Annotated in this window: 20 protein-coding genes; 15 read left to right on the forward strand and 5 right to left on the reverse strand. The window is 66.2% G+C overall.

Annotation, left to right across the window (positions count from 1 at the left end):
• Nucleotides 1-5: 5 nt before the first annotated feature.
• From dsrO to GS424_RS03925, 5 genes are all read left to right on the forward strand, one after another.
• Entirely contained in the window at nucleotides 6-623 is a 618-nt protein-coding gene (dsrO, locus tag GS424_RS03905; protein ID WP_160943411.1) for a sulfate reduction electron transfer complex DsrMKJOP subunit DsrO, read from the forward strand.
• 16 nt (nucleotides 624-639) lie between these two features.
• Nucleotides 640-1,851, forward strand: a complete 1,212-nt coding sequence (nrfD, locus tag GS424_RS03910; RefSeq protein ID WP_160943410.1) for an NrfD/PsrC family molybdoenzyme membrane anchor subunit — start codon at nucleotides 640-642, stop codon at nucleotides 1,849-1,851.
• A 174-nt stretch (nucleotides 1,852-2,025) separates the two neighbouring features.
• Complete coding sequence (locus GS424_RS03915) at nucleotides 2,026-2,664, forward strand: TorD/DmsD family molecular chaperone (RefSeq protein ID WP_160943409.1); 639 nt, start codon at nucleotides 2,026-2,028, stop codon at nucleotides 2,662-2,664.
• 138 nt (nucleotides 2,665-2,802) lie between these two features.
• Nucleotides 2,803-4,293, forward strand: coding sequence for an Ada metal-binding domain-containing protein (locus GS424_RS03920; RefSeq protein ID WP_160943480.1), 1,491 nt, complete (start codon nucleotides 2,803-2,805; stop codon nucleotides 4,291-4,293).
• A 9-nt stretch (nucleotides 4,294-4,302) separates the two neighbouring features.
• Nucleotides 4,303-4,833: a methylated-DNA--[protein]-cysteine S-methyltransferase gene (locus GS424_RS03925; RefSeq protein WP_035586411.1), complete on the forward strand. Its 531-nt coding sequence runs from the start codon at nucleotides 4,303-4,305 to the stop codon at nucleotides 4,831-4,833.
• Between the two features lie 107 nt (nucleotides 4,834-4,940).
• Here the strand turns inward: GS424_RS03925 and GS424_RS03930 are convergent, their stop codons facing one another.
• Nucleotides 4,941-5,726 carry a hypothetical protein gene (locus tag GS424_RS03930; protein WP_160943408.1) on the reverse strand — a complete coding sequence of 262 codons (786 nt, stop codon included), beginning with the start codon at nucleotides 5,724-5,726 and terminating at the stop codon, nucleotides 4,941-4,943.
• 176 nt (nucleotides 5,727-5,902) lie between these two features.
• Here GS424_RS03930 and GS424_RS03935 point away from each other — a divergent pair, with 176 nt between their 5' ends.
• The 3 genes from GS424_RS03935 (at nucleotide 5,903) to GS424_RS03945 (ending at nucleotide 8,184) form a co-directional block, all read left to right on the forward strand.
• Nucleotides 5,903-6,697 (forward strand): trimeric intracellular cation channel family protein, encoded by a 795-nt coding sequence (locus GS424_RS03935; protein WP_035586417.1) that lies wholly within the window; start codon nucleotides 5,903-5,905, stop codon nucleotides 6,695-6,697.
• A 162-nt stretch (nucleotides 6,698-6,859) separates the two neighbouring features.
• Complete coding sequence (rlmB, locus tag GS424_RS03940) at nucleotides 6,860-7,606, forward strand: 23S rRNA (guanosine(2251)-2'-O)-methyltransferase RlmB (RefSeq protein WP_154334850.1); 747 nt, start codon at nucleotides 6,860-6,862, stop codon at nucleotides 7,604-7,606.
• Nucleotides 7,607-7,641: 35 nt separating this feature from the next.
• A complete protein-coding gene (locus GS424_RS03945; protein ID WP_160943407.1) occupies nucleotides 7,642-8,184 on the forward strand; it encodes an NYN domain-containing protein in 543 nt (180 codons plus the stop codon).
• A gap of 38 nt (nucleotides 8,185-8,222) precedes the next feature.
• Here the strand turns inward: GS424_RS03945 and GS424_RS03950 are convergent, their stop codons facing one another.
• Complete coding sequence (locus GS424_RS03950; protein ID WP_160943406.1) at nucleotides 8,223-9,095, reverse strand: MarR family transcriptional regulator; 873 nt, start codon at nucleotides 9,093-9,095, stop codon at nucleotides 8,223-8,225.
• 168 nt (nucleotides 9,096-9,263) lie between these two features.
• Nucleotides 9,264-11,099: an alkyl sulfatase dimerization domain-containing protein gene (locus GS424_RS03955; RefSeq protein ID WP_160943405.1), complete on the reverse strand. Its 1,836-nt coding sequence runs from the start codon at nucleotides 11,097-11,099 to the stop codon at nucleotides 9,264-9,266.
• Nucleotides 11,100-11,489: 390 nt separating this feature from the next.
• On the opposite strand from GS424_RS03955, the gene GS424_RS03960 reads away from it, so the two are divergent.
• The 6 genes from GS424_RS03960 (at nucleotide 11,490) to GS424_RS03985 (ending at nucleotide 20,661) form a co-directional block, all read left to right on the forward strand.
• Nucleotides 11,490-13,919 carry a molybdopterin-containing oxidoreductase family protein gene (locus GS424_RS03960; RefSeq protein WP_244977667.1) on the forward strand — a complete coding sequence of 810 codons (2,430 nt, stop codon included), beginning with the start codon at nucleotides 11,490-11,492 and terminating at the stop codon, nucleotides 13,917-13,919.
• Nucleotides 13,920-13,921: 2 nt separating this feature from the next.
• On the forward strand, nucleotides 13,922-14,551 hold the full coding sequence (locus tag GS424_RS03965) for a 4Fe-4S dicluster domain-containing protein (RefSeq protein WP_160943403.1): 630 nt from the start codon (nucleotides 13,922-13,924) through the stop codon (nucleotides 14,549-14,551).
• A 19-nt stretch (nucleotides 14,552-14,570) separates the two neighbouring features.
• Nucleotides 14,571-15,779, forward strand: coding sequence for an NrfD/PsrC family molybdoenzyme membrane anchor subunit (nrfD, locus tag GS424_RS03970; RefSeq protein ID WP_160943402.1), 1,209 nt, complete (start codon nucleotides 14,571-14,573; stop codon nucleotides 15,777-15,779).
• Between the two features lie 70 nt (nucleotides 15,780-15,849).
• Nucleotides 15,850-16,524 carry a TorD/DmsD family molecular chaperone gene (locus tag GS424_RS03975; protein ID WP_160943401.1) on the forward strand — a complete coding sequence of 225 codons (675 nt, stop codon included), beginning with the start codon at nucleotides 15,850-15,852 and terminating at the stop codon, nucleotides 16,522-16,524.
• 160 nt (nucleotides 16,525-16,684) lie between these two features.
• Nucleotides 16,685-18,802, forward strand: coding sequence for an efflux RND transporter permease subunit (locus GS424_RS03980; RefSeq protein ID WP_160943400.1), 2,118 nt, complete (start codon nucleotides 16,685-16,687; stop codon nucleotides 18,800-18,802).
• Nucleotides 18,799-20,661 (forward strand): hypothetical protein, encoded by a 1,863-nt coding sequence (locus tag GS424_RS03985; RefSeq protein ID WP_160943399.1) that lies wholly within the window; start codon nucleotides 18,799-18,801, stop codon nucleotides 20,659-20,661. The genes GS424_RS03980 and GS424_RS03985 overlap by 4 nt, the downstream gene beginning before the upstream one ends.
• Before the next feature lie 15 nt (nucleotides 20,662-20,676).
• Here GS424_RS03985 and GS424_RS03990 read toward each other — a convergent pair whose 3' ends face one another.
• The gene (locus GS424_RS03990; RefSeq protein WP_193666545.1) at nucleotides 20,677-21,651 is read right to left on the reverse strand and encodes a DUF559 domain-containing protein; all 975 of its coding nucleotides are present in this window, start codon (nucleotides 21,649-21,651) and stop codon (nucleotides 20,677-20,679) included.
• Between the two features lie 277 nt (nucleotides 21,652-21,928).
• Nucleotides 21,929-22,483, reverse strand: a complete 555-nt coding sequence (locus tag GS424_RS03995) for a TetR/AcrR family transcriptional regulator (protein WP_154334847.1) — start codon at nucleotides 22,481-22,483, stop codon at nucleotides 21,929-21,931.
• A gap of 175 nt (nucleotides 22,484-22,658) precedes the next feature.
• Between GS424_RS03995 and GS424_RS04000 the strand changes: the two genes are divergently transcribed.
• Nucleotides 22,659-24,053: a helix-turn-helix domain-containing protein gene (locus GS424_RS04000; RefSeq protein ID WP_160943398.1), complete on the forward strand. Its 1,395-nt coding sequence runs from the start codon at nucleotides 22,659-22,661 to the stop codon at nucleotides 24,051-24,053.
• The last annotated feature ends 34 nt before the right edge of the window (nucleotides 24,054-24,087 follow it).

The raw sequence follows: 24,087 nt of genomic DNA on the forward strand, positions 1-24,087 counted from the left end.
CCACCATGACCCGATTGGGTATTGCTATCAACACGAGGCGCTGCATAGGATGTCAAACCTGTGCGCTTTCATGCAAGATGCAAAACGGCGTACCTGAAGGCATGCTGTGGAACCGCGTGATCACCGAAGGGGCGGATGTCCTCGACGGTGCCGTGGGAACCTATCCGCATCTTAGTCGTACGTATCTACCTATTGCCTGTCAACATTGCGAGAACCCCGCCTGCATGCGCGTGTGCCCGACGGGGGCCACGTACAAGGATGCCTTGGGACGCGTGGAGGTTGACTACGAGAAGTGCATTGGGTGTCGCATGTGCATGGCGGCGTGCCCGTACAACGCGCGCGTGTTCAACTGGAACGACCCGACATACAATCCTGATTTCAAGTTCGGAGACAAAGATGTGCCGATGCGCTCCAAGGGCGTAGTGGAGAAGTGCACGTTATGCAAGGAACGTACCGACCGTGGCATCGAACCCATGTGCGTGCAGAATTGTCCTTACGAAGCTCGCATTTTCGGTGATCTTGACGATCCCGATAGTGAGGTATCGCGCATCGTCCGAGAGCGCAACGCGACCGTCCTCCTCGAGGAGCAAGGCACCCGTCCGCAAGTCCATTACTTCAATTAAGGAGGAGGTGCGCATCATGGGAACCTCTACGAAAACCAAAGCTGCCATCGGGGTGCTGGGCGCGCTGACGGTGGCGGGAGTCGCCGCTTGGATCTACCAGCTGATAGGCGGCCTCGGCGTGACCGGCATGAACAACGGCACGTCGTGGGGCCTCTACATCACGTGCTTCATGTTCTTCGTGGGCCTGTCGGCCGGCGGCCTCATCGTGGCCTCGTCGGCCAGCGTGTTCCACGTGGCCGAGTACAAGAAGGTGGCGCTGCCCGCCGTCATCCTGTCGACGGTATGCATCTGCTGTGCCGGCATGTTCGTGCTCATCGACCTCGGCGGCATCCAGCGCGTGTGGCGCATCGTCACGGGGCCGAACGTGACCTCGCCTTTGTTCTGGGACATCTGCGTCATCACGCTGTACCTCGCCATCAACGTCGTGTACCTGTACTTCATGAAGTCGAAGAAGCCGGGCGCGCAGGACAAGGTGGCCATCGTGTCGCGCTTCGCGCTGCCCGTCGCCATCCTCGTGCACTCGGTGACGGCGTGGATCTTCGGCCTCGAGATGGCGCGCGAAGGCTGGTACTCGGCCATCATGGCGCCGCTGTTCGTGGTATCGGCCATGGATTCCGGCCTGGCCCTGCTGCTGCTCTCGCTCATGGGGCTCAACAAATCCGGTCGCTTCAAAACCGATAAGAAGCTGCTGTCCAACCTGGCCGGCCTGCTGGCCACCTGCATCGCCATCGACGGCTTCCTCGTGGGCTGCGAAGTGCTGACCATGGCCTACCCGGGCGCCGCCGGCGCCGAGACGCTCGCCATCATGGCGACGGGCGCCACCGCTCCGTTCTTCTGGTTCGAGATCGTCGTGGGCATCCTCATCCCGTTCTGCATCCTCGTGTTCGCGAAGAACCGCGCGCGGATGGGGTTGGTGGCTGCCGCCAGCGTGTGCGTGGTGGTGGGCGTGTTCTTCAAGCGCGTGTGGCTGCTGCTCACCTCGTTCGTCGAGTTCAACGTGATGGGTGCTCCCGGCGTGGCCTCGGGCTCGTCGGCCGCGGCGCACGCGACGGGGCTCGACATGTGGGCCGTCGCCAGCTCGTACGCTCCCACCTGGGTGGAGATCGTCGTCGTCATCGGCGTGGTGTCCCTCGGCGCGCTCGCGTTCGTCGTGCTGACGCAGAAGCTGCTGCCCGCCCGCGCGGCGAAGTGCGAGGCCGTCGAGGCCGCGGCGGGCGAAGCCGCGTAAGGCGCGCGGCCCTCGCGGCTCGCGACGGCTTCGGCCCTCTCGACCTTTCCGTCCGTTGGTCCTTGGCGACGCTTTCCCTCCCCGCGTCGCCAAGGACCGCTCCCGTTGCGGTATGCTGTATCCGCTGCATCCCGGCTCACGTTGCGCGCCCTGCGCTGAAAGGAGTTTTTCGCCATGGCGAAAGAGATTCCCTGGAAGACCCTGTCCGAAGCCTACGCGTTCATCGGGAACTCGCTGTTGAAGCCGATGACGATGACGTCGACGGTCGGGTTGGATCCGGCATTCTGGGTATCGTTCCCCACGTTCGACGACGCTGCCGTGGCCGAGGCCGTGGCAGCGTGCGCACGCTACGCCGAGGAGGCCGTCCGCCGCGCCGAGGCGGGCGAGGACGAGCCCCAGCGCGTCGCCGTCGAGTACACGAAGCTGTTCGTGGGCCCACCGTCGCCCGCCGCGGCGCCGTGGGAGACGATGTATCGCGGCCAGGATGTGACCGTGGGGTTCGGCCAGGCCACGTTCGAGATGCGCGAGCTGCTGCGCGCGGCGGGGCTCGAGGTGCGGAACGAGAACAACCAGTACGAGGACCACCTGGGCATCGAGCTGCTGTACCTCTCGTCGCAGTGCGCCCGCGTGGACGTAGGCGCGGAGGACGCGCCCGCGCCCGACGCTGTCGCCGACTTCATCGAGGCTCACCCGCTTTCCTGGGCGGAAGCGTTCCGCGCGCGCATCGCCGAGACGGCCGCGCACGGCTACTTCGCTCCCCTCGTGGGGCTGGCTCAGGCCCTGCTCGTCTGGCACGTGCAGGCGCTGCGCTAGCGCGAGGCCGCCTCTTGCCGCCGCCGCGCCGGCGCCGCGCTCGTGGTGAATACTTGCATGTCCGAAAACGGCTAGTGCTCGGGCGCGCTTTGTGGTTTCATGGGCGTTGTTGCCGATGAACGCGAAGGGATGCCCGTGATGGAGTACAGCGATCGCACGTGCTGGGAAGCGCTGAGCGCGCACGATGCGCGCTTCGACGGGCTGTTCTTCGTGGGCGTGCGGTCGACCGGCGTGTACTGCCGCGCCGTGTGCCCGGCGAAAACGCCCAAGTTCGAGAACTGCACGTTCTACGCGAGCGCGGCCGAGGCCGAGGCGGCGGGCTATCGCCCCTGCCTCAAGTGTCGCCCCGAGCTGGCGCCGGGCGTCCCCGTCGACGAGGGCGCCGACCGCGCGGTGGCGCGGGCCGCGGCGCTCATCCGCGAGGGGTCGGGCGCATGCTCCATCGCCGACATCGCGGCGAAGCTGGGGTTTTCCGAGCGGCAGCTGCGCCGCCTCTTCGAGCGCGCGTTCGGCGTGACGCCTGCCTCCTATCGCGCCACCTGCCGCCTGCTGCTTGCGAAAAGCCTGCTCACCGACACCGAGCTGCCCGTCACGCGCGTGGCGTACGCGTGCGGCTTCTCGTCGGTGCGCCGGTTCAACGACGCGTTCTCGCAGCGCTACCGCATGCCCCCGAGCCGGTTTCGCGCCCGAGCGGGCGCCGCCGCAAGCGCCGCGGCGCAGGGCGAGGGCGGGGAAGGGCCCATCGTGCTGCACGTGGGTTACCGGCCGCCGTACCGCTTCGATCTGCTGCTCGAGTTCCTGCGCCTGCGCGCCATCGAGGGCGTCGAGGCGGTCGAGGACGGCGCGTACCTGCGCACGGTGCGCCTCGAGGCGGACGCGTCGAGTCCGGACACGGCCCCGCGCGTCGGTTGGATCAGGGTCGCCGACGAGCCCAAGCGCAACCGCCTCGCGCTCACCGTGTCCCCCGAGCTGTTCGACGAGCTGCCGCTCGTCGTGGCGCGCACGCGCCGCCTCTTCGACGCCGACTGCCTCCCTGCTGCGGTGGAGGCCGGCCTCGCCGACTTCCATGCGCGCGTGCCCGCCGCCTCCCGCATCCCGGGCGTGCGGCTGCCGTGCTGCTTCGACGGCTTCGAGATGGCCGTGCGCGCCATCCTCGGCCAGCAGATCACGGTGAAGGCCGCCGGCACGTTGGCCGGGCGCGTCGCGCACGCGTTCGGATCGCCGGCCGCCACGCCGCACGCGGCGCTCACGACGGCGTTTCCGCCTCCGGAAGCGCTGTGCGCGCCCGGGGTGATCGGCCAGCGCGCCCGCGCCATCTGCGCGCTGGCGCAAGCCGTGCGCGCAGGCGCGGTGGCGCTGCGCCCCGGAGCCGATCTCGCCGCCGAGGCCCGCGCGCTCGCGGCGATTCCCGGCATCGGCCCGTGGACCGTGCAGTACCTGCTCATGCGCGCCTACGGCCATCCCGACGCCTTCCCGGCGACCGACCTGGCCGTGCGCGCCGCCTTCCCCGAGCTCAAGCCGCGCGAGCTGGCGCGGGCCTCCGAATCGTGGAGCCCGTGGCGCTCGTACGCCGTCATGTCCCTGTGGTCGACGCCGCACGGTCGGCCCGACGAAACCCCGAATACGTAAGGAGCACCTATGGATTACCTTCTCACGATGGATTCGCCCGTGGGGCCGGTCACCGTCGCCAGCGACGACGAGGCGATCATCGGCCTGTGGCTGGAAGGGCAGAAGTACTTCGAGGCCACGCTCGAAGCTGCCGAGGAGCGGCCCGACCTGCCGGTGCTCGCCGAGGCGCGTGCCTGGCTCGAGCGTTACTTCGCCGGCGACGATCCCGGCGCGCTTCCGCCCGTGAACCCGCGCGGCACCGCCTTCCAGCAGCGGGTGTGGGCGCAGCTCGCCGAGATACCGTACGGCCAGCTGACCACGTACGGCCAGATCGCGCGCCGTCTCGAGGAGCAGACGGGAGCCCGCACCTCGGCGCGCGCCGTGGGCAGCGCCGTCGGGCGCAACCCCATCTCCATCATCCTGCCGTGCCACCGCGTCGTGGGTTCGACCGGTAGCCTCACCGGGTACGCCGGCGGCTTGCAGAAGAAGATCGCCCTCTTGCGCATCGAGGGCGTGGACGTGGAAGCGCTGAGCACTCCGAAGAGGGGGACGGCGCTGTAAGGGGCTTTCCCGGTCGCGCCGCGGCCCCTTCCCATTGCGCCGCGAGGACAACAAAAAACGGCCCGTCACGGGCCGTTTCTCGTTGCGGTGCGGGCGGGCCGCGTACCCTAGAAGATCAGCGCGCCGTCCACCGTCATCGAGGTGACGTTGCCGTCTGCGTCGCAGGTGAGCAGCACGTTCGTGACGGTCGCGTTGCCGTCGCCGTCGAGGATGGAGACGTCGTTGGCGTACTGGTAGCCGCCTTCGACGGGCGTCATGGCGGCCGTGGCGGGGTCGAAGCTCTGGTAGGTGTAGTACGTGTTGTCGGCGATGAGCGCCGGCAGCGCGGCCTCGACGGCTGCTACGGCCTTGGCCTGCGGATCCTCGGCGGGTTCGGGCGTCTCGGGCTCGGCCGGCGTCTCGGGCTGCGGCGTGGGCTCGGTGGCGGCCGGGGTCTGGTCGAGCAGCCACGTGGCCTCGGTGGCGCCGTCGTTCCAGAACAGGCGCTGCGAGGAGTACCGGTCGTCGAACGTGAGCGTGCCCGACGCCGTCTCGCCTGCTGCCACGGAGATGGTGCCACCGTCGAACGTCGAGCTGACGGGAGGCATGCCGAACGACAGCAGGCATTCGGTGGAAAGCTGCTGCGCGTTCGCGTGCGCCTTCACGTCGATCTGCACGTTCAGCTGGCCGTTCGCGCGGTCGATCGACTTCACGGTCACCTCGTAGTCGCGCCAGACGGCCGACTCGCCCACCGAGAGCGCCTTGAGCTTGGCCGCGTCGGTGACGGTGTAGCCGCTGCTCGACGAGCTGGCGTTCGGGTCGGGCAGGTTGGGTTCTTCGGCTTTCGAGCCGCATCCGGTAAGCGCCAGCGCCAGGAACGCGCAGGCGGCGGTCGCAACGATCTTCTTGTTCAACGTGAGTCCCTTCATTCGGTGCGCGGGCGCGCGGGCGCGGCCCGATTGCGTTTCCCTCGTATCATACCAGTTCGGTCATCATGTGTAAGTGCCCTGTGCTAACTGCGCGCCGAACATTCGCTCTGGCGGAAACCTCGCAGGTGTGGTTTCATAAGCCCAGATTCCGAAAGGGGCGTATGGACACCACATTTCTGCAGCAAGCGTTCTCCGATTCCCAGGTGCTCACGGTGCCGTGGAGCATCGACTACTTCTCCGTCATCGTCGGCGTGCTGACGGGCGCCCTGTTCGCGTGCGACCGCAAGCTCGACATCATCGGCACGGTGGTGCTCGGCCTGCTCACGGGGTACGGCGGCGGCATCATCCGCGACGTGCTGCTGCAGGACCACGGCGTGTACTTCACCTCGCATCCCGACCTCATCCTCATCTGCATCGCCATCTGCGCGTTCGTGTTCTACTTCCGCGGGCTGTTCCGCCATCTCGACGCCACGGTGTTCTTCGCCGACGCGTTGTCGGTGGGCCTGTTCGCGCTCGCCGGCGCCAGCAAGGCGTTCTCGCTCGAGCAGGGGTTCGTGCTGTCGGTCATCCTCGGCGCCATCACGGCGGTGGGCGGCGGCGCGGTGCGCGATATCTGCGTGGGCGAGACGCCCGGCATCTTCCAGCAATCGAACTTCTATGCGGTGGCGGGCCTCGGCGGCTCGCTGGCGTTCGTGATCCTGGCCTACGGGGGCAGCCCGCTGCCGCTTGCGGGCGTGGCCTGCGTCTTCGTCGTCGTGTTCCTGCGGTATTGGAGCGTGTACTTCGACTGGAAGACGCGCAACGAGGCCGACCTCACGCCGCATGTGGCGCGCGGGGTGGGGAAGGTGAAGCGCGTCGTGTCCGGCGTGTTCCTGCACGGCGGCGACGCCACGGTGGCGCAGAAGGAGCGCCGGCGCCGGGGTCGTTGGCGCCGCAGCCGCGAGAAGCGCGACTGAGCGCGCCGCCCGTCGCTGACGCGTTCGCATGACGATACGCTGAAGAAACGCGCGTCGGCGTCGCCGATGGCTCGCTCATCTGGCATACTGGCCGTATCAACAACGTGCCGTGCGATGCTATGCCAGGATCGACGCGGGAGAAGATGCGAAGGATCGTGGAACATGGCTGATTTCATCGAGGGCAAGCGCCCCGTCATCGAGGCGCTGCGCACGGGCGTGCCCATCAAGAGCATTCTCATGGCCGACAACGTGCAGCGCGACGGCCTCATCGAGGACATCCTGCGCAAGGCGAAGCGCGTCGGCGCCACCGTGGAGATGGTGCCGCGCAAGGTGCTGGACAGCAAGTCCGACCGCGGCAGCCACCAGGGCGTCATGGCGAAGGCCGCGCCGTTTCCCTACGTGGGCATCGGCGACGTGATCGACGCGGCCGGAACGTCGGCCGCGGAGCACGACGGCCGCGCGCTCGTGGTCATCCTCGACCACATCACGGACGCGGGCAACCTCGGCGCCGTGTCGCGCAGCGCCGAGGCGGTGGGCGCGTGCGGCATCGTGATCCCCAACAAGCGCAGCGCGCACGTGGAGGCGTCCACGTACAAGAGCTCGGCCGGCGCCATCTCGCACGTGCCCGTGGCGCAGGTGTCGAACCTCGTGCAGGCGATGGGCCGCCTCAAGGACGAGGGCTTCTGGATCGCCGGCGCCACCGAGCACGCCTCGGACCTCATCTGGAACGCGAACCTCAAGGGCAAGATCGCGCTCGTGATGGGCAACGAGCAGGAGGGCATCTCGCGCCTGGTCATGGAGCATTGCGACTTCCTCGTGAAGCTGCCCATCGAGGGCGAGGTGGCCTCGCTCAACGTGGCCCAGGCGTCCACCGCCTGCATGTACGAGTGGCTGCGCCAGAACCAGTAAGCAGCGGCGGACGTACGGGTTGATGCGGACGGATCATGGCCAAGCAACGTAAGAAACTCCTCATCGTGGACGGGTACAACGTGCTGCGCTCCGGCAGCCGCTACCGCAACGCGCCCGATGAGGACTATACCGACGACACGTTCAACGCGGCGCGCGAGATGCTCATCAACGACGTGGTGAACTACGCCGGCCGCGACTGGAAGGCCGTCATCGTGTTCGACGGCGCGAAAAACGCGTTCTCGAACGGCGAGGCCGAGAAGGTCGGCGGCGTGCGCATCGTGTTCTCGCCGGCGGGCCAGTCGGCCGACAAGGTCATCGAGAAGCTGGCCCACGACGCGCGCGAGCGGCAGGTGGAAACGCTCGTCGTCACGAGCGACGCCACCGTTCAGGACACGACGTTCGGCTTCGGCGTGGATCGCATGAGCGCGGACGGCTTCTCGCGCGAGGTGGCCATGTACTACGAGGAGGCGCGCCTCGACGACACCCCCAAGGTGGCCGAGAAGAACACGGTGGCCTCGCGCATCGACCCCGCAACCCTCGCCAAGCTCAAGGCCCTCCGCGACAACGCAGCCCGCTAGCTGCCCCGCTCCGCAGCGCCCGATGCTTCGTGGGGGCGCTAGATGCCCCGCTGCTGCCTGAACCGGTTCATGAGCGTGTGCGACAACGAGTCGTGCACGTCGAGAATCTCGATTTCGGTGGGGTAGAGATGGCGCACGCGCGTCGCCACGGCGAACGCGGTCTTGTTCGCTACCTCGTAGCCCTTGCTCGTGATCTCCAGGATGAACGCACGCCGATCGCGGGGGTCGCGCGATCGTTTGACCAGATCCGCCTCGATCAGCTTGTTCGTCGCGACGGTCACATCGTTCGTGCGCATGACCAGCTCGGAAGATAGGGTGCTCGGCCGCGCGCCATCGTGCATGAGGCTGAGCAGGTACAACACGCGGTATTCGCCCACGGACAGCCCATGCGCTTTCGTCGCGATCGCGATGTGCGACTGGACGATCAGCAGCGTGTCGAAAAAGGCGGAATCGGCGCGAATGCGGTCGTTCTCCACGCGCGCTATGTCGTAGTGATCCACCACTTCGGCGCATCGTTGGAGCATGGCGGCGGCAACGCGTTCGTCGAGCAGCTCCTTGATGGCGACGATGTGCCCGGTCACGGCTTTGTCGGCTGCGACGATCGTCTCGGCTCCCTTCGCGGTGAGCTCGACCAGTACCGTGCGTCGATCGGCGGCGGAATCCACTCGCTTGATGGCCCCTCGCTCCTCGAGGCGGGTGACGGCGGCCGTCACGGCGCTTTGGCTGAGGAACAGCTGCTTGGCCAGCTCGGTCATGCGCATGGGTTTGCGGTTGACCACGAGTCGCAGCAGCGCGCGGTACTGCGATACCGTCAGGTCGCATGCCTGCGAGACCTCGGCTTCCACCGCGTTGCACAGCAGGGCATTGACGGACACGATGTCGATGTGGTGTTCGCTGACCTTTACCTTCACGCTTCCCCCTTGCGCTCGGCTGCGGCGTTCCCCTTGCGTCATGATACCCGATTCTGCCCGCGAACGGAATCGGGAGGGCGAATCGAGCGGCCCGCGCCGTCGGGATAGACGGGCGCGGGCCGCTTGGAGGAGGAGCCGGAGGAAGGGGCGCAGAGGGGGGATGCGACGTTACAGCTTGCGCTCGAACAGGTCGCGGAGCCGTGCGAGCTCCTCGGAGCTGCCCGCCACCTCGACATCGCCCGAGGCGATGGCGTCGTCGAGCTTGAGCTTGCCCGCCAGGATCTGGCACATCGTGGGGTAGGCCATGTTGAGCTCCACCGCCGGGTCGTTGATCGCGCCTTCCACGATCTGGCCGACGCAGTTGCGGACGAGCATGGTCTCGGTGACGCCCTCGTCGGTGTACGTGACGGCGAGCGACGATTCCACTCCCTCGGCTTTCTCGTAGTCGATGGAAACGCGGAGCAGGTCGAGGGCGAGCGTGCGTTTGGCGACCCCCAGCTTGGAGGCGTTGAGCGGGATGGACGTGGGGATGTCGAGCTGTCCCTCCATCGCCAGCGCGTTGGTCATGTAGTAATGGCGCGTGTTGGTGGCGTACGTCACCTGGGCTATCTTGCGGAACGCGTCGGCTTTCACGGCGCGGGCCTCGCCGTCGTCGGGGTTGATGGCAAGCAGGTACGTGGCGAGCGTCGCCGCCCACGCGTACTGCTTGTCCTCGAGCACGCGCCGGGCCTCTTCGAGCACCTTCTTCTCGCCGCCCATCGCTTCCACGATGCGCTCGGACTCGAACTTCTTGCCGATGGGATGCAGTTCGAGGGGGTCGGTGCCGAACCAACCGACCGTGCCGCGGTAGACGCCGCGGATGTAGTGCTCCACCTCGCCGTACAACGGCTTGGTGCACATGCCTTCCAGCATGAAGCGGGGTACGTGAACCGCCTCTACGATCTCGTCGGGTCCCATACCCTTGTTCATGTGGCGGATGGTTTGGTCGTGCACGAACTGGATGCAGTCTCGATACAGCATGAGTTCCTGCTTGACGGCGTCGGCGCCGATGATGGGAACGCCGTGGCAGCCCACATGGGCATCGGGTGCCCAGGATACCATGGTGTCGATGGAGGAGGTGAGGACGGAGGGGTCACGATAGACGGCGCCGCGCAGCGTGTACATGTTGAAGAAGCACGGCCATACGGTGTTGGAAAGCGCCACCTTCTCGTCGGGCAGGTAGATGTTGATGTTGCAGGGCGAGTCGGACACCATCGGATAGAACTCGAAGCGCACGCCGTCGATGTCCATCGGCGTCATGGCGGCGGTGCCCACGTCGGGAATGAGGGTGTCGGGCGCGATGAAGCCGGCGGTCGACCCGTTCGTGTGCGGGTTCTTGTAAAACGGCCCGATACCGCCGCCGACGCTGCCGTCCTCGCCCTCCAGGGGCAGCAACGCTCCGAACATCATGAGCGCGCGCGGCACGTAGGTGTCGTTGAGTTCGGACAGCGTGCTGTTGATGACCTCGATGAACTTCTCGTGGGCGATGATGGGGGCGCCGGTGGGATTGCCTTCGCCCAGGTAGAGTTCCGTCCCGTTCACGTAGTGGTCGTGCGTGTAGACGACCGCGACGACGGGCTTGTCGGTTACGGTGCGGAACAGGTCGAGGTCGAACTGCGCTGCCTCCATCGACTCGTTCGTGTCGACCACGATGATGCCCGAGTCGCCCACGATCATGGTGGAGTTCGAAAGCCCGTTGCCCACGGCGCAGTACACGCGTGGCGAGACCTGATGCAGTTTCGGCGTGTACTCGACGTGCTTGTCGATCATGGCCTGGTTGGCTATCTGTCCGTACTTCCCCGTGCCCATCGTGAGGGTTTGGCCGGATGCGTTCGTTGCGGCGCCCATGTAGATGGGATCGCTGATGCTGGCTATGCGCTCTTCCTCGGTGAGCGGAGCAGGCTCTGCGTGCGCTTGCGACGAGCCCGCGCATCCGGAAAGCGCGCAGGCTCCCAGCGCGCTCAAGGCTCCGATTCCTCCGAGTTTGATCGCGTTGCGTCGATCGATGCTCATATGCCCCATATCGTGTTCCTCCCTGCCTCGATTGCATGCGGCCTCGGTGCACGGCAGCCCCTGGTTCGCATGCCTGCCTCGTCCATCGTACGAAGCGGGGTCCTGCGGCTCAACAAACGGTTAGTCCCTTCACTGAATAGTTAGTTCATCGAAGGGACTAACCGTTTGTTGAGGTGAGGGGCGTACGTTCCCTATCATGCGGCGTGAACCGGAACCGATAGGACGAGATGGGAGGGTGCCCTCGGAAGGGGGCTGGATGCCGATGGTTTCTTATTTGAGAGGGGTGCAAGTTCGATGAACGCAACCGAATGCTCGCACGGGGGACTCACACGCAGGAGCTTCTTGAAAACGACCGGTGTCGTGGCGACGGCGTCGGCCGTCGGGGTATCCGCGACGCCCACGTTGCATGCGTTTGCCGCCGAATACGATCAGGGTCAGGTGGAGACTGCGGAGGAGCGCATCTTCGACGGCGTGTGTCGCCCGAACTGCTTCGCCTACTGCCACCTGAACGTGCATGTGCGCGACGGCAACCTGGTGAAGACGTCGATGGGACAGTATCCCGACGCATGCATGAACCGGGCGTGCTTGCGCGGCTTGAGCCACGTGCAGCGAACGTACGATCCGGAACGCATCAAATATCCCCTGCGCCGCTCCGGTGAGCGCGGAGGCGACGAGTGGGAACGCGTAAGCTGGGATGATGCCATTTCCGAAGTGGCACAGCGCTTCGCCGAGGTGCAGAAGCAGTACGGCCAGCAGGCGTTGGCGTTCCTGACCATCACCGGGAACGAGGGCGTGCTGCACGGCAACGTGCCGGGGCTCTCGGTCATCTTGCAAAACGTTCTCAACGCTACCAACATTTGGTCGAGCGTGGACGGCGCCCTCACCTACGGCGTGAACCGCGTGGCGGGCGATTTCGGGCGATGGGTGTCCAACGAGCCGAAGGATATGGTCAACGCGAAGACGGTCATCGTGTGGGGCAACAACATCACCGATGCCCATCTGCAGGAATGGCATTTTCTGAACGAGGCCATGGAGAACGGCGCCAAGCTCATCGTCATCGACCCGACGTTCACCCACGTGGCCGAGAAGGCCGATCGATGGGTGCCCATCCGGCCGGCGACCGATGCTGCGCTGACCCTGGGCATGATGTACGTCGTGCTGGAAGAGAACGCCCAGGACGAGACGTTTCTCAAGGAGCACACCGTCGCACCGTTCTTGGTGCGCAGCGACAACGGGAAGTTCGTGCGCATGAGCGATCTTGGCGTTGCGCCGACGGAGGGGCCGGTGAATCCGCTGACGAGGAAGCCCACCGTCATCGATCCGGCCGTGGTGTGGGATGCTGCGGCCGATGCGCCCGGTTCTGCGGACGAAGTGGCCGACCCCGTCCTCTCGGGCACGCGCACCATCAACGACATTCCGTGTCGTACGGCGTTCGACCTGCTGAAAGAGGAGGTTATGAAGTACCCGCCGGAAACGGTGGCGAAGATCACCGAGGTGCCCGCCGACGTCGTCGTCGAACTGGCCCACGTGTGCATGGACGGCCCGGTGTATCATCGCGTGGGATTTGGGCCCCAGGCCTACGACAACGGTGCGCATGCGGCGCATGCGGGCATGACGCTATGCGGTCTGCTGGGCAACTTGGGAAAGCCGGGTGCGAGCTACGGCGCAAACTGGAATATCTGCCCCGGTCTGAACAAGATGGTGGCCGTGCCCTCCACGGGCTTGGGAACGGGCGCGAAGATCTCGACGCTCGCCCTGCGCGAAGTGGTGCGCACCGATTCGTACAAAGGACAGGACTATCCTATCCGCGCGCTGTTCGTCTATTCGGGCAATCCGCTGTGCACGGCGGTGAACTCCAACGAGCTGCGTCAGGATGTGTTCGACAAGATGGACTACATCGTCACCGTCGACACCATGATGACCGACACGGCGCGCTATTCCGACATGGTGCTGCCCTGCGCGCATTGGTTCGAATACGACGACGTGATCCCGTGCGGCTCCAGCCATTACATGCAGTACAGCGAGAAGGCCATCGAGCCGCTGTTCGAGTCGAAGACGGATGCCGACATCATCCGTCTGATCGCCGATAAGATGGGCGTGGGCGAGCATGTCGCCATCACTGACGAAGAGTTTCTCGCAAAGGCTTTGACCAGCGATTACAACACGAAGTTCGGGATCAGCCTCGAAGCGCTCAAGGAGAAGCAGGCCATTCGCTACCTGCCCGACCCGTTCATCGCTTGGGAAGGCGGACAGTTCCTCACGCCGTCGAAGCGCCTTGAGTTCTACCTTGAGGATCCCAAGCCCGATCTGGACAACGGCCAGCAAATCGACGTGGAGCGCGAGCGCTTGCCGCGGTTCTTCCCGCCTGGCGAAGCGTGGCCCGAGAACCCCCTGTACGAGAAGTACCCGTTCGTGCTGATGTCCGAGCGTCCGCGCTTCCGCGTGCATTCGCAGTGGTACAACACCAAGCTGCTGCGCGAGCTCGACCCTGAGCCTACCGTGAAGATCAACCCGGTCGATGCCGAAGCGCGGTCGATCGGGGACGGCGACGACGTGGAGTGCTACAACGACCGCGGCCATTGCGTGGTCAAGGCGGTCTTGAGCGACGGGGTGCGTCCGGGCACGCTCGTGTACCCGAAGAACTGGCAGGCCCATCAGCATAAAGCGGGCTTCTGGTCGGAGCTGGCCTCGTCCTCGTACGACCCCGCAGCCATCAATCAGAGCTTCATGGACAACCTGTGCGACATTCGCATATGGAACGGAGGTGAGTAGGCATGAGCGAGCAGAGATTGGGCATGGTCATCGACAAGCGTGCCTGCGTGGGCTGCCATACCTGCACGGTTGCCTGCAAAGTGGAGAACAACCTTCCTGATGATGCGTGGTGGAATCGCGTGCTGACGGACGGGGGAGAGAGTCTTGACACGCCGAAGGGCACGTACCCGAACCTCGTCATGTCGAGTATCACGGTGGCCTGCCAGCATTGCGACAACCCGGCCTGCGTGAAGGTGTGCCCCGTGGGTGCCACTTACCGGGACGAGGAGACGGGCGTCGTGCGCCAGGACTACGACAAGTGCATCGGCTGCCGCATGTGCATGGCGGCGTGTCCGTACACGGGCGTGCGCTCGTTCAACTGGGAGGAGCCGAAGTTTTCGGTGGACTTTCCCATGGGCGATGCCGATGTGGCGCCGCATCAGAAGCACACGGTGGAGAAGTGCACGTTCTGCAACCATCGCTTGGCGAAGGGGCTGCAGCCGGCATGCGTGGAGCCGTGTCCTGCGCGCGCTCGCCATTTCGGCGATCTGAACGACCCTGATTCCGAGGTGTCGCGTCTGCTGCGCGAGCGAGATCATGAGCAACTGCTTCCCGACATGGGCACTCATCCGTCCGTGTACTACCTGGTGTAGGGAGATAAGGAGAATCGAAATGACCGAGCAAACAAAAACTCCCGTCGCCCGGTTCGGGGGCAGGGGGATCAATGTCGGCATCGCGGTGGCCGCCGTGGTCGCCGTCGCGGGCGTCGCGCTGTGGGGCGTCCAGCTCTCCGGAGGCCTCGTGCAGACCGGCATGCGCAACCTCGACTCGTGGGGGCTCTACATCACCATGTTCATGTTCCTCGTGGGTTTGTCCGCGGGCGGCCTCATCATCTCGAGCGTGCCGCGCGCCTTCGGGATGGCCGGCTTCGGCGGCATCAGCAAGGTGGCCGTGTGGACGTCGATCTGCTGCACCGTGCTGGCCATCGGGTTCGTTGTCATCGACCTTGGGCAGCCCATGCGCCTGTGGGAGCTGTTCGCGTACTCCAACCTCGGCTCGCCGCTCATGTGGGACATCCTCGTGCTGGGCACGTACCTGGTGCTGTCCGTCGTGTACCTGTGGGCGACGCTGCGCGCCGAGGCGGGCAAGGTGTCCGGGAAGGCGCTGCGCGTGATCAGCGTGGTGGCCCTCGTGTGCGCCGTGCTGGTCCACTCGGTGACGGCCTGGATCTTCAGCCTGCAGCAGGGCCGCGAGATGTGGCACACCGCGCTCATGGCTCCCTGGTTCGTATCCTCGGCCCTCGTGTGCGGCACCGCGCTCGTGCTGATCGTGGTCGTCGCGCTGCGCCGAGCGGGCTACCTGGAAGTCGCGCAGGGCAACGTCGTCAAGATGTTGAAGATGCTGGGCGCGTTCGTGCTGGTCGACCTGTACTTCTTCGGGTGCGACCTGCTGACCGAGGGCTTCCCGGGAGGCGAGGGGATGGAGGTCGTGGACATGTTGACCATCGGCCCGCTGGCCCCGTTCTTCTGGGGCGAGATCGTCCTGTGCTCCTTCGCGGCCGTCGTCGCATTCGTGCCGGCGCTGAGGAAAAACGGCCTGATCGTGGCTGCTTCGGCCGCAGCGGTCATCGGCATCTTCTGCAAGCGCGTGCAGCTGCTCGTGGGCGGTTTCCAACTCCCGAACCTGGAGTACGCGGGCCCGCTGACCCCTTCCACCGTCACCGATTGGACTTCGGGTATGGCCGGTGCCTACGAAGGCATGGTCTATTGGCCGACGCCGCTCGAGTTCGGGGTGACGCTGGGCGTGTTCGGCCTGGGCGCGCTGCTCTTGCTGGTGGGATTGAAGTACCTGCCCTTGAAGCCGGTTGAAGGTTCGCACTGACGTGACGTTTGCCGAGGTGTGTGGCCGAGTTCGCTCCGCTGCGCACCTCGGCGTGGGAAGGAGGAGCGCCGTGTCCGACGATAGGAGCGAGCATGCGCGTCGAAGGGGAGGATGGCGTCTGCGCGCGACGGCGTGGGAGTTTCTGGCGTTGTCGTTGCGCTATCCCGACAAGGAGCTTGCGCGCCATGCAGCCTCGGGGGCGTGGGCCGGGGCGGCGGCGGAGATCGGCGAGATGCTGGGATGCGGAATCGAGGGTTTCGAGTGCTCGATCGAGCCCGGGGCGTCGGAAGAGGATGTGCTGCATGCGCTGCGCATCGAGTCGACGCGGATGTTCGTCGGCGCTCCCGAACCGGCGGTCAGTCCGTACGAGAGCGTGTGGCGCGCGTCTGATGACGGGGTTGAGGCCTGCTTGTTCGTGAATCCGCATGCTCGGGATGTCGAGCGGTTTTGCCGGCAGTGCGGTCTCGGCCGGTCGGAGGATGCCAACGATCCGCTCGACCACGTGGCGGCGGAATGCGAGCTGCTCTGCTATCTCGCCTCGCTTGCCGCGGGCATCGTGGGCCCGGTCGGGGGTCGGCGAGGCGCGGATCTTCCCGGCGGTTCGCCTGCGGCGGCGTACGAACGGTTCATGGACGAGCACGCTCGTTCCTGGATGCCCCGCTTCGCCGAGCTCGTGCGAGCTGAAACGCGCCAGGGGTTCTTCCGGACGTCTGCAACGCTGCTAGAGAAGTTGTCCTGCATCTGACGGTTTTGTGAATGACCGACAGAACGTTCGCAAAGTGTTGGAATACGGGCAGTTCGAGCATGCCGTGTCGGTTGTTTCGCTACACCGTGTTGGTTATCATGCATGATGTAGGATAGCTAAGCGCACACGGCGCGCGGACGAAGCGGACAGGCGGGCGGGTATGGATCGCATCATCAACGGTATCATCGCGCGACGCAAAGCCGTCGTGGGGGCCTTCCTGGCCGTCGCCGTGGTGTGCGCGGCCATGATCCCGTTCGTGGGCGTCAACTACGACATGGTGGACTACCTGCCCGACGAGGCGCAATCCACCACGGCCGTCGCTATCATGAACGACGAGTTCACCCAGGCCGTCCCCAACGCCAACGTGCTCGTCCACGACGTGAGCCTGGCCCAGGCGCTCGCGCTCAAGGACAAGATCGCCGCGGTGGACGGCGTCGAGGGCGTCATGTGGCTCGACGACGTCGTGGACGTCACCGTGCCCCTCGAGATGGCCGACGCCTCCACGGTGGAGACGTACTATCGCGACGGCGCCGCGCTGTTCCAGGTCACCGTGGCCGAGGGCTCCGAGGGCACCGCTATCCCCGCGCTGCGCGCGCTCGTCGACGAGGCGGGCCCGGGCAACGCCGTGTCGGGCGAGGCGTCCGACACGGCGCAGACCACGGCCAGCACGTCGGAGGAAGCCGGCAACGCCGCGCTCATCCTCGTGCCCATCATCCTCTTGCTGCTCGTGCTGTCCACCACGTCGTGGATCGAGCCGGTGCTGTTCATCGCCGCCATCGGCGTGTCCATCCTCATCAACATGGGCACGAACATCGTGCTGGGCGAGGTGTCGTTCATCACGTTCTCGGTGAGCCCCATCCTGCAGCTGGCCGTGTCGCTGGACTACGCCATCTTCCTGCTGCACGCGTTCGCGGCCGAGCGCCAGCGCACGCCGAACGTGGAGCAGGCCATGGCCGCGGCCATGCGAAAATCGCTGTCCACCATCGCCGCCAGCGCGGTCACCACGCTGTTCGGCTTCGCCGCGCTCGCGTTCATGCAGTTCCAGATCGGCGCGGACCTCGGCATCAACCTCGTGAAGGGCATCATCTTCAGCTTCTTCACCGTCATGGTGTTCCTGCCGGCGGTCACGCTCACGCTGTACAAGCTCATCGACAAGACGAAGCATCGGCCGTTCATGCCCTCGTTCAAGAACATCGGCACGGTGCTGTCGAAGGTGCGGGTGCCGGCGCTCATCCTCGTGCTTGCCCTCGTGGTGCCCGCGTTCCTGGGGCAGGCCCACACCGTGTTCACCTACCAGAACAGCGAGCCCGACCCGAACCTGCGCGCCGGCGCCGACACGCTCATGGTGCAGGACGAGTTCGGCCAGCAGAACGCCGTGGTGGTGCTCGTGCCGCGCGGCGACGTGGCGGCGGAGGCCGCCCTGTCGGACGACCTGGCGAAGCTCGACAACGTGACGAGCGTCATTTCGTACGCCGCCTCCGTGGGCGCCGCCATCCCGCAGGGCTTCCTCGACCAGAGCGTGGTCGACCAGTTCTATTCGCCGAACTACGCGCGCGTCATCGCCTACACCAGCACCGACACCGAAAGCGACGAGGCGTTCGCCACGGTGGAGGCCATCCAACAGACGGCTGCGAACCATTACGACACGTACTACACGGCCGGCCAATCCGCGAACCTCTACGACATGAAGAACATCGTGGCCGTGGACAACGTGGTGGTCAGCGCCGTGGCCATCGTCGCCATCCTGCTGGTGCTGCTGGTGACCTTCCGCTCGCTGACGCTGCCGCTCGTGCTGCTGCTCACCATCGAGTCGGGCATCTGGATCAACCTGTCCATCCCGTACTTCACGGGCGAGTCGGTGAACTTCATCGGCTACCTCGTCATCAACACGGTGCAGCTGGGCGCCACGATCGACTACGGCATCCTGCTGACCACGCATTACCTGCGCCATCGCCAGCGCGTCCCGGCCCGCAAGGCCGCACATCTCGCGCTGGGCGAGACGTTCCCTTCGCTGCTCGTGTCGGCCAGCATCCTGGCCACCGCGGGCTTCGCGCTGGGGTTCGCGTCCAGCATGTCGGCGGTGTCCAGCTTGGGCCTGCTGCTGGCGCGCGGCGCGCTGCTGTCGTTGGCGCTGGTCACGTGCTTCTTGCCGGCGCTGCTCGTGCTGCTCGACCGCGTCATCCGACGCACCACCTGGCGCGCGAACTTCGTGCCCGCGAACCCCGCCGCGGCGAGCCAGCCGCCCTCTCTCCCTGAAACCGAAGGAGATGCATCATGAAAAAGCATACCGCCATGCGAACCGGTCTGATCGCGGTTTTGACCGTGGCCTTGTCCGCTACCTGCGTGCCCGGCGCGATGGCGCTTGCGCAGGACGGTGCCGCGCAGGCGAAAGCCGCGTCGACCTCGGCAGCTTCCGCGCCCGCCGCGACGTACGAGAAGTCCGAGGTGGTGTACGCCACCCTGGCCGCGAACGGCAAGCCGGAGGCCGTGTACGTGGTGAACCGCTTCGACGTGGAGGCGGCGGGCACCGTCGTCGACCACGGCGATTACACGGCCGTGCAGAACCTCACGAACGAGACCGAGCTGGCACGGGTTGGCGACGCGACCACGTTCGAGGCCGAGGAGGGCACGCTGTACTGCCAGGGCGACGCCGCCGACACCACGCTGCCGTGGGACGTGTCGATCGCCTACGAGCTGGACGGCAAGAAGGTCGAGGCCGATCAGCTGGCCGGCGCCTCGGGCGACCTGTCCATCCACGTGACCACCGCGCGCAACGACGCCGTCGACCCCGCGTTCTACGACAGCTTCATGCTGCAGATCACGTTCACGCTGCCGGGCGCCGTGGCATCCGACGTGGCGGGCGAGGGCGCCACCATCGCGCAATCCGGCGAAGACACGACGGTGGCGTTCACCGTGCTGCCCGGCCAGGACGGCGACTTCACGCTCACGGCCAAGGTGAAGGATTTCGAGATGACGGGCGCGCAGATCGCCGCGCTGCCGTACTCGTCGGTCATCGAGATGCCTGACACCGACGAGATGGTCGACGGCATGAGCACGCTGTCCGACGCGGTGAGCGCGCTGGCCGACGGCACCTCGTCGCTGGCGGCGGGCGTGGACGAGCTGACCAGCGGCGCGCAGAGCCTGTCGTCGGGCTCCGCGGCGTTCGGCCAGGGGCTCAACCAGCTGAACGGCTCGTCGAGCCAGCTGGTGAGCGCCTCGAGCCAGATCGGCAGCGCGCTCTCGGCCATCGCCAGCGGCTTGCAGGGTGCGGACCTCTCGCAGCTCGACCAGCTGGGGCAGCTGCCCGGCGGGTTGAATGCGTTGGCGGACGGGTTGGGGGAGCTGGCGAAGAATGCGACGCTCGTGCAGCAAGGGTATGCCCAGGCGTTTCCCGCGCTTGACGGGGCTATCGCTTCCATTCCCGACGGCACGCTGACCTCAGAGCAGATCGGGAGCTTGGCCGCAGCTGCGAGCGCGTCGGGCAATCCCGACGACGCCGCGACGTTGAATCAGCTGCTCGCGAACTACGAGGCCGCCCAAACCGTCAAGGGCACCTACGCCGCGACGAAAGCGGCTTTCGACGGCGCGAGCCAGCTGCTCGGCTCCTTGCCGGATGCTCTCGCCCAGCAAGAGGCCGCTCTCCGCTCCATGGCCTCCTCGCTCGACGCCGCGGTCGGCGGCGGGCAGCTCGACCAGCTCTCCCAGCTGGCCGACGGCATCGCGCAGCTGTCCGGCCAGTACGGCCAGTTCCACGAGGGGCTGACGCAGTACGCGTCGGGCCTGTCGGCGCTTGCCGGCAACTACAGCCAGCTGTCGTCCGGCACGAGCCAGCTCGCCAGCGGCACCGGCCAGCTGGCGAGCGGGGCGGGCGAGCTCAGCAGCGGCATGGGCCAGCTCAACGCGTCCACCATCACGCTGCCCGATACCATGAAAGAGCAGATCTCCGAGCTCATGGCTGACTACGACTTCCCGGAGTTCGACCCCGTCTCGTTCATGTCGTCGCAAAACGCCGACGTGGAGGCCGTGCAGTTCGTCATGACCACGGCCGCCATCGAGCAGCCCGAAGCCCCCGAAGAGGAAGAGCCCGAGCAGGAGCAGACCATCTGGGACCGCTTCATCGCCCTGTTCCAGGGGTAGGCCGCTCTCGGCTCCTCAGCTCGCGTGCATCCCGACGGCTTCCAACAGTTCGTCGCGCAAGGCGAGATGCGTGTGCGTGAATCCCGGGTCGACGTAGCGCAACCGCTTCCCCAAGAGCTTGGCCAGCTGATGGGCGAGGCGGTTGAACGAGCCGCTGTCCATCGCCTGCGCTCGGGAAACGGTGACCACGGTGAACCCGAGGGATGTGAGCGTGCTGCGTCGCCGCGCGTCGCTCTCCTGTCGTTCGGGATCGGCGTGGTGCAGCCTGCTGTCGTATTCCACGGCCAAGCGCGCCTCGGGCCAACACAGGTCGCATGCGCAGTACGTGCGGTCGGCCAGCTTGCGGAAGCGGGGCGGCACGTCCACGCGGAAGTTCAGCGACGGCTGCGCCAGCCCGTAGCCGCCCAGGCTGTACGGCAGGCTCAGCAGCATGGCGAGCACCGATTCCATGGGCGACGCCGACCGATCCAACACAGAGCGCAAAGCTCGCAGCGCCTTCTTCCGGCCGCGTGCGTTCGGGGCTCCCTCGGCGAACGCCCGTAGCTTGGCAACCGTCGTGAGCGGCGCATCCCTTCGCGGTGCCGGTCCCTTGTCGACCAGGATGTACGTCCCGCACAGCTCGTATCCCAGCATCATGAGCTGCGTGACCGACAATCGGTTCGCCATCTGCAGAAAGCAGAATTCCGGCGTGCTGACGAGGAACCCGTTGCCCGCGTCGATGAACGACCGTTCGGGCACATCGGGGTAGATGCGGGCGACGACGCTCGCGGTGCTCGTTCTGCATGAGGCGTCGCCTACCAGCGCCGTTACGGGAAGAGCGCAACCTGCCGGCCGTCGGTTCCCCTCCGAAAGACGGGGAACCTTGGACGATGCGAGCGCGCGACGGGCGCGGCGCGTGGCCGTTTGGCGATCTTCGTAGCCGCGCAAGAAGTTCGGACCCACCGTCCTCCAGTAGTCCAACGCCGAATCGTATCCGATAACCATATCCATTTGGTCATCGTATCACATTCTGGCAGAGATTTACGGGTATGCGAATCATGAGACGCGATTTTCTGAAAAGCAGGTCAATACCGGTAAAGAATCCCCAGGTCGCGCTTTTCGGGGCGGGGAATACTGCGGTGTGAAAGCGATTGCGATTCGCATACCCGTAAATCTCTGCCGCGAAACGCGATTCCGCCGAAAACCGCGTGCTGCGTTGGCGGGGCGCAGGGCTGGCGCGTTGGCTGGCAACGCAGCGCCGATGGCGTCGGCCGGCGACCCCTCGGTTTTACACGCGCTCCTCGATGCCGTGCTGGATCATGCGCAGCAGCAGCTCTGACATCTCGGCGGGGGATTGCGGCGTGCCCTTCTTCAGCCAATGCGACAGCATGCCGAGGGCGCCCGACACGGCGAACAGGTACATGTACTCGAGGTTGTCGGCCTCCACTGCGCCGGGCGCGTCCGACATCTGCAAATCCACGAGGTGCGCCAGCTCCATGATCTGCTGCTGGAAGCTGCCGTCGCTCTCGTCCAGCAGCATGATGAACACGTCGGCGTTTTCCTTCGCGTACTCGAGGATCTTCACCACGTTGCGCGTGCGCGGCTCGTTGTCGGCCAGCAGCCGCGCCTTGAGGTCGCCGAGCGCCTCGGCCTCGACATGCGCCAGCAGATCGTACTGGTTGCGGAAGTGGGCGTAGAACGTGCTGCGGTTCACGTCGGCGGCAACGCACAGCGCCTTCACCGATATCTTGGAGATGTGGTTCTCGCGCATGAGGTCGATGAGGGCGGTGGTGAGGGCGCGCTTCGTGTACTGCACGCGACGGTCGATCTTGTCGGTTTCCATGCGACGCCTCCTTCGATTCGCTCGCTCCATTATAGGGCATGCGAGGCCTGTCGGCGCTGATCGAAAGCCGACAACTGCAAGTTGTCAAAGTGCGCACTGGAATTACTGGCGCGTCGCGCCAGCGGTCGCTATGATCGGGATGTCGCCTGTTGGAAGCGGGGAAGGAGCCCTCCCAATGAACCTCGATATCGTCGAGCGCCTCGCCCAGATGCGCCGCCGTCGCGGCCTGTCGCAGGGCGAGCTGGCGCGCGCGTTGGGCCTGTCCCGCCAAGCCGTCTCCAAGTGGGAGCGCGGGGAGTCGTCGCCCGACACGGAGAACCTCGTCGCGCTGGCCGACTTCTACGGCGTGTCGCTCGACGAGCTCGTGCGCCCGGGATGCAGCGCAGAGGCGAAGCCCGCAGCCGATAGGGAGCCGACGCTCGTCGAACCCGGCCAGCCCGACGATTCGGCATCGGCCGACCCGCTTGCGCCTCGTTCTCCGCGTCGATGGACTCGCCGCGCCGCCATCGGCTTGGGCGTGGCGGCGGCGTTTGCCGCGGGAGCGTTCTTGGGGTCGGGCGCCGTCCCGTACCCGGGCGGGCAGCTCGACCTCAAGAGCGGCATCAAGCGCCTGTTGGGTTACCCTGAGATCCGCGGGCGCGACTTCAACACGGTCGGTTTCCGGAACGTCGTGCTCGAATGGCCGGCGGGTACGGTGGAGTTCGTCCCCACGAGCTCGTTCTTCCCGCTCACCGTGGAAGAGTCGGTTCTCGCAGGGGAAGGGATGCGCGCCTCGTACAAGATCGAGGACGGCACGCTGCATCTCTGGGACGGCGACGCGCGCGGCTGGGACGACCCGTCGGCAGGGCGCGACCTGACCATCTGGCTGCCGATGGACGATGCGAAAGACGAGCGCGGCTACGATACGGGCGGTTGGTCGTTCGACACGCTCACGCTCAACACGAGTACGGCGACGTTCAAGGTTTCGCGGCTTGCCGGACGGCGACTGGAGGTTGTCCTGCGCAACGGCGTGCTCGACGATCGGGAGGATCCGCCCGAAGAATCCGCGCCCGCGGGGCACGGTCTCGACGTCGAGGAGCTCGACCTTGCGGTGGATGAGGGCACCGCGCATGTGCGTGCGGGCTCGCGTTCGTTCAAGCTCGCGCTCGACGGCGGCAACGTGTTCGCCACGCTCACGGACGGCGCGCTGCGCGAGGGCGAAGGCTTTCGCGCGGAGGCGACGGTGAAGCGCGGCGCGCTCGCAATCTGCCAGCCGAATGCCGCCGAAGGGTGCATGGCGCACGTCTCGCTCGCCGCCCCGAGCGTCGTCGACCCCGATGCCGATTCTGCGCGGTTCGAAAGCTCCCTCGCCCTCGAGCGCGAGCGCGACTCGGCTGCGCAGGCCTATCGCTGGGCGGGCGACCTCGGCGTCCAAACCGATGCGAGCCCGCTCGTGCGCACGCAGGACGAGATCGTGTACGACGTCGCCCTCGAATCGGGCACCTTCGGCCTCTACGCGTCGCCTGCCTGGGATGCCGATGCCGACGAGCCCAACCGCGACCTCGCCTCGGTCATTGCCGAAAGGAGGTGATGCAAGGCGAATTTCAGCGTGACAAATGTCACGA

The organism is Eggerthella guodeyinii (assembly GCF_009834925.2).
Taxonomy (GTDB): Bacteria; Actinomycetota; Coriobacteriia; order Coriobacteriales; family Eggerthellaceae; genus Eggerthella; species Eggerthella guodeyinii.

Excerpts from the sequence above, each read along its gene's own strand:
- GS424_RS03990 (WP_193666545.1), bottom strand. The coding sequence starts at position 21,651 with ATGGATATGGTTATCGGATACGATTCGGCGTTGGACTACTGGAGGACG.
- GS424_RS03965 (WP_160943403.1), top strand. The coding sequence starts at position 13,922 with ATGAGCGAGCAGAGATTGGGCATGGTCATCGACAAGCGTGCCTGCGTG.
- nrfD (WP_160943410.1), top strand. The coding sequence starts at position 640 with ATGGGAACCTCTACGAAAACCAAAGCTGCCATCGGGGTGCTGGGCGCG.
- GS424_RS04000 (WP_160943398.1), top strand. The coding sequence starts at position 22,659 with ATGAACCTCGATATCGTCGAGCGCCTCGCCCAGATGCGCCGCCGTCGC.
- GS424_RS03980 (WP_160943400.1), top strand. The coding sequence starts at position 16,685 with ATGGATCGCATCATCAACGGTATCATCGCGCGACGCAAAGCCGTCGTG.
- dsrO (WP_160943411.1), top strand. The coding sequence starts at position 6 with ATGACCCGATTGGGTATTGCTATCAACACGAGGCGCTGCATAGGATGT.
- GS424_RS03915 (WP_160943409.1), top strand. The coding sequence starts at position 2,026 with ATGGCGAAAGAGATTCCCTGGAAGACCCTGTCCGAAGCCTACGCGTTC.
- GS424_RS03985 (WP_160943399.1), top strand. The coding sequence starts at position 18,799 with ATGAAAAAGCATACCGCCATGCGAACCGGTCTGATCGCGGTTTTGACC.
- GS424_RS03935 (WP_035586417.1), top strand. The coding sequence starts at position 5,903 with ATGGACACCACATTTCTGCAGCAAGCGTTCTCCGATTCCCAGGTGCTC.
- nrfD (WP_160943402.1), top strand. The coding sequence starts at position 14,571 with ATGACCGAGCAAACAAAAACTCCCGTCGCCCGGTTCGGGGGCAGGGGG.
- GS424_RS03995 (WP_154334847.1), bottom strand. The coding sequence starts at position 22,483 with ATGGAAACCGACAAGATCGACCGTCGCGTGCAGTACACGAAGCGCGCC.
- GS424_RS03945 (WP_160943407.1), top strand. The coding sequence starts at position 7,642 with ATGGCCAAGCAACGTAAGAAACTCCTCATCGTGGACGGGTACAACGTG.
- GS424_RS03925 (WP_035586411.1), top strand. The coding sequence starts at position 4,303 with ATGGATTACCTTCTCACGATGGATTCGCCCGTGGGGCCGGTCACCGTC.
- rlmB (WP_154334850.1), top strand. The coding sequence starts at position 6,860 with ATGGCTGATTTCATCGAGGGCAAGCGCCCCGTCATCGAGGCGCTGCGC.
- GS424_RS03920 (WP_160943480.1), top strand. The coding sequence starts at position 2,803 with ATGGAGTACAGCGATCGCACGTGCTGGGAAGCGCTGAGCGCGCACGAT.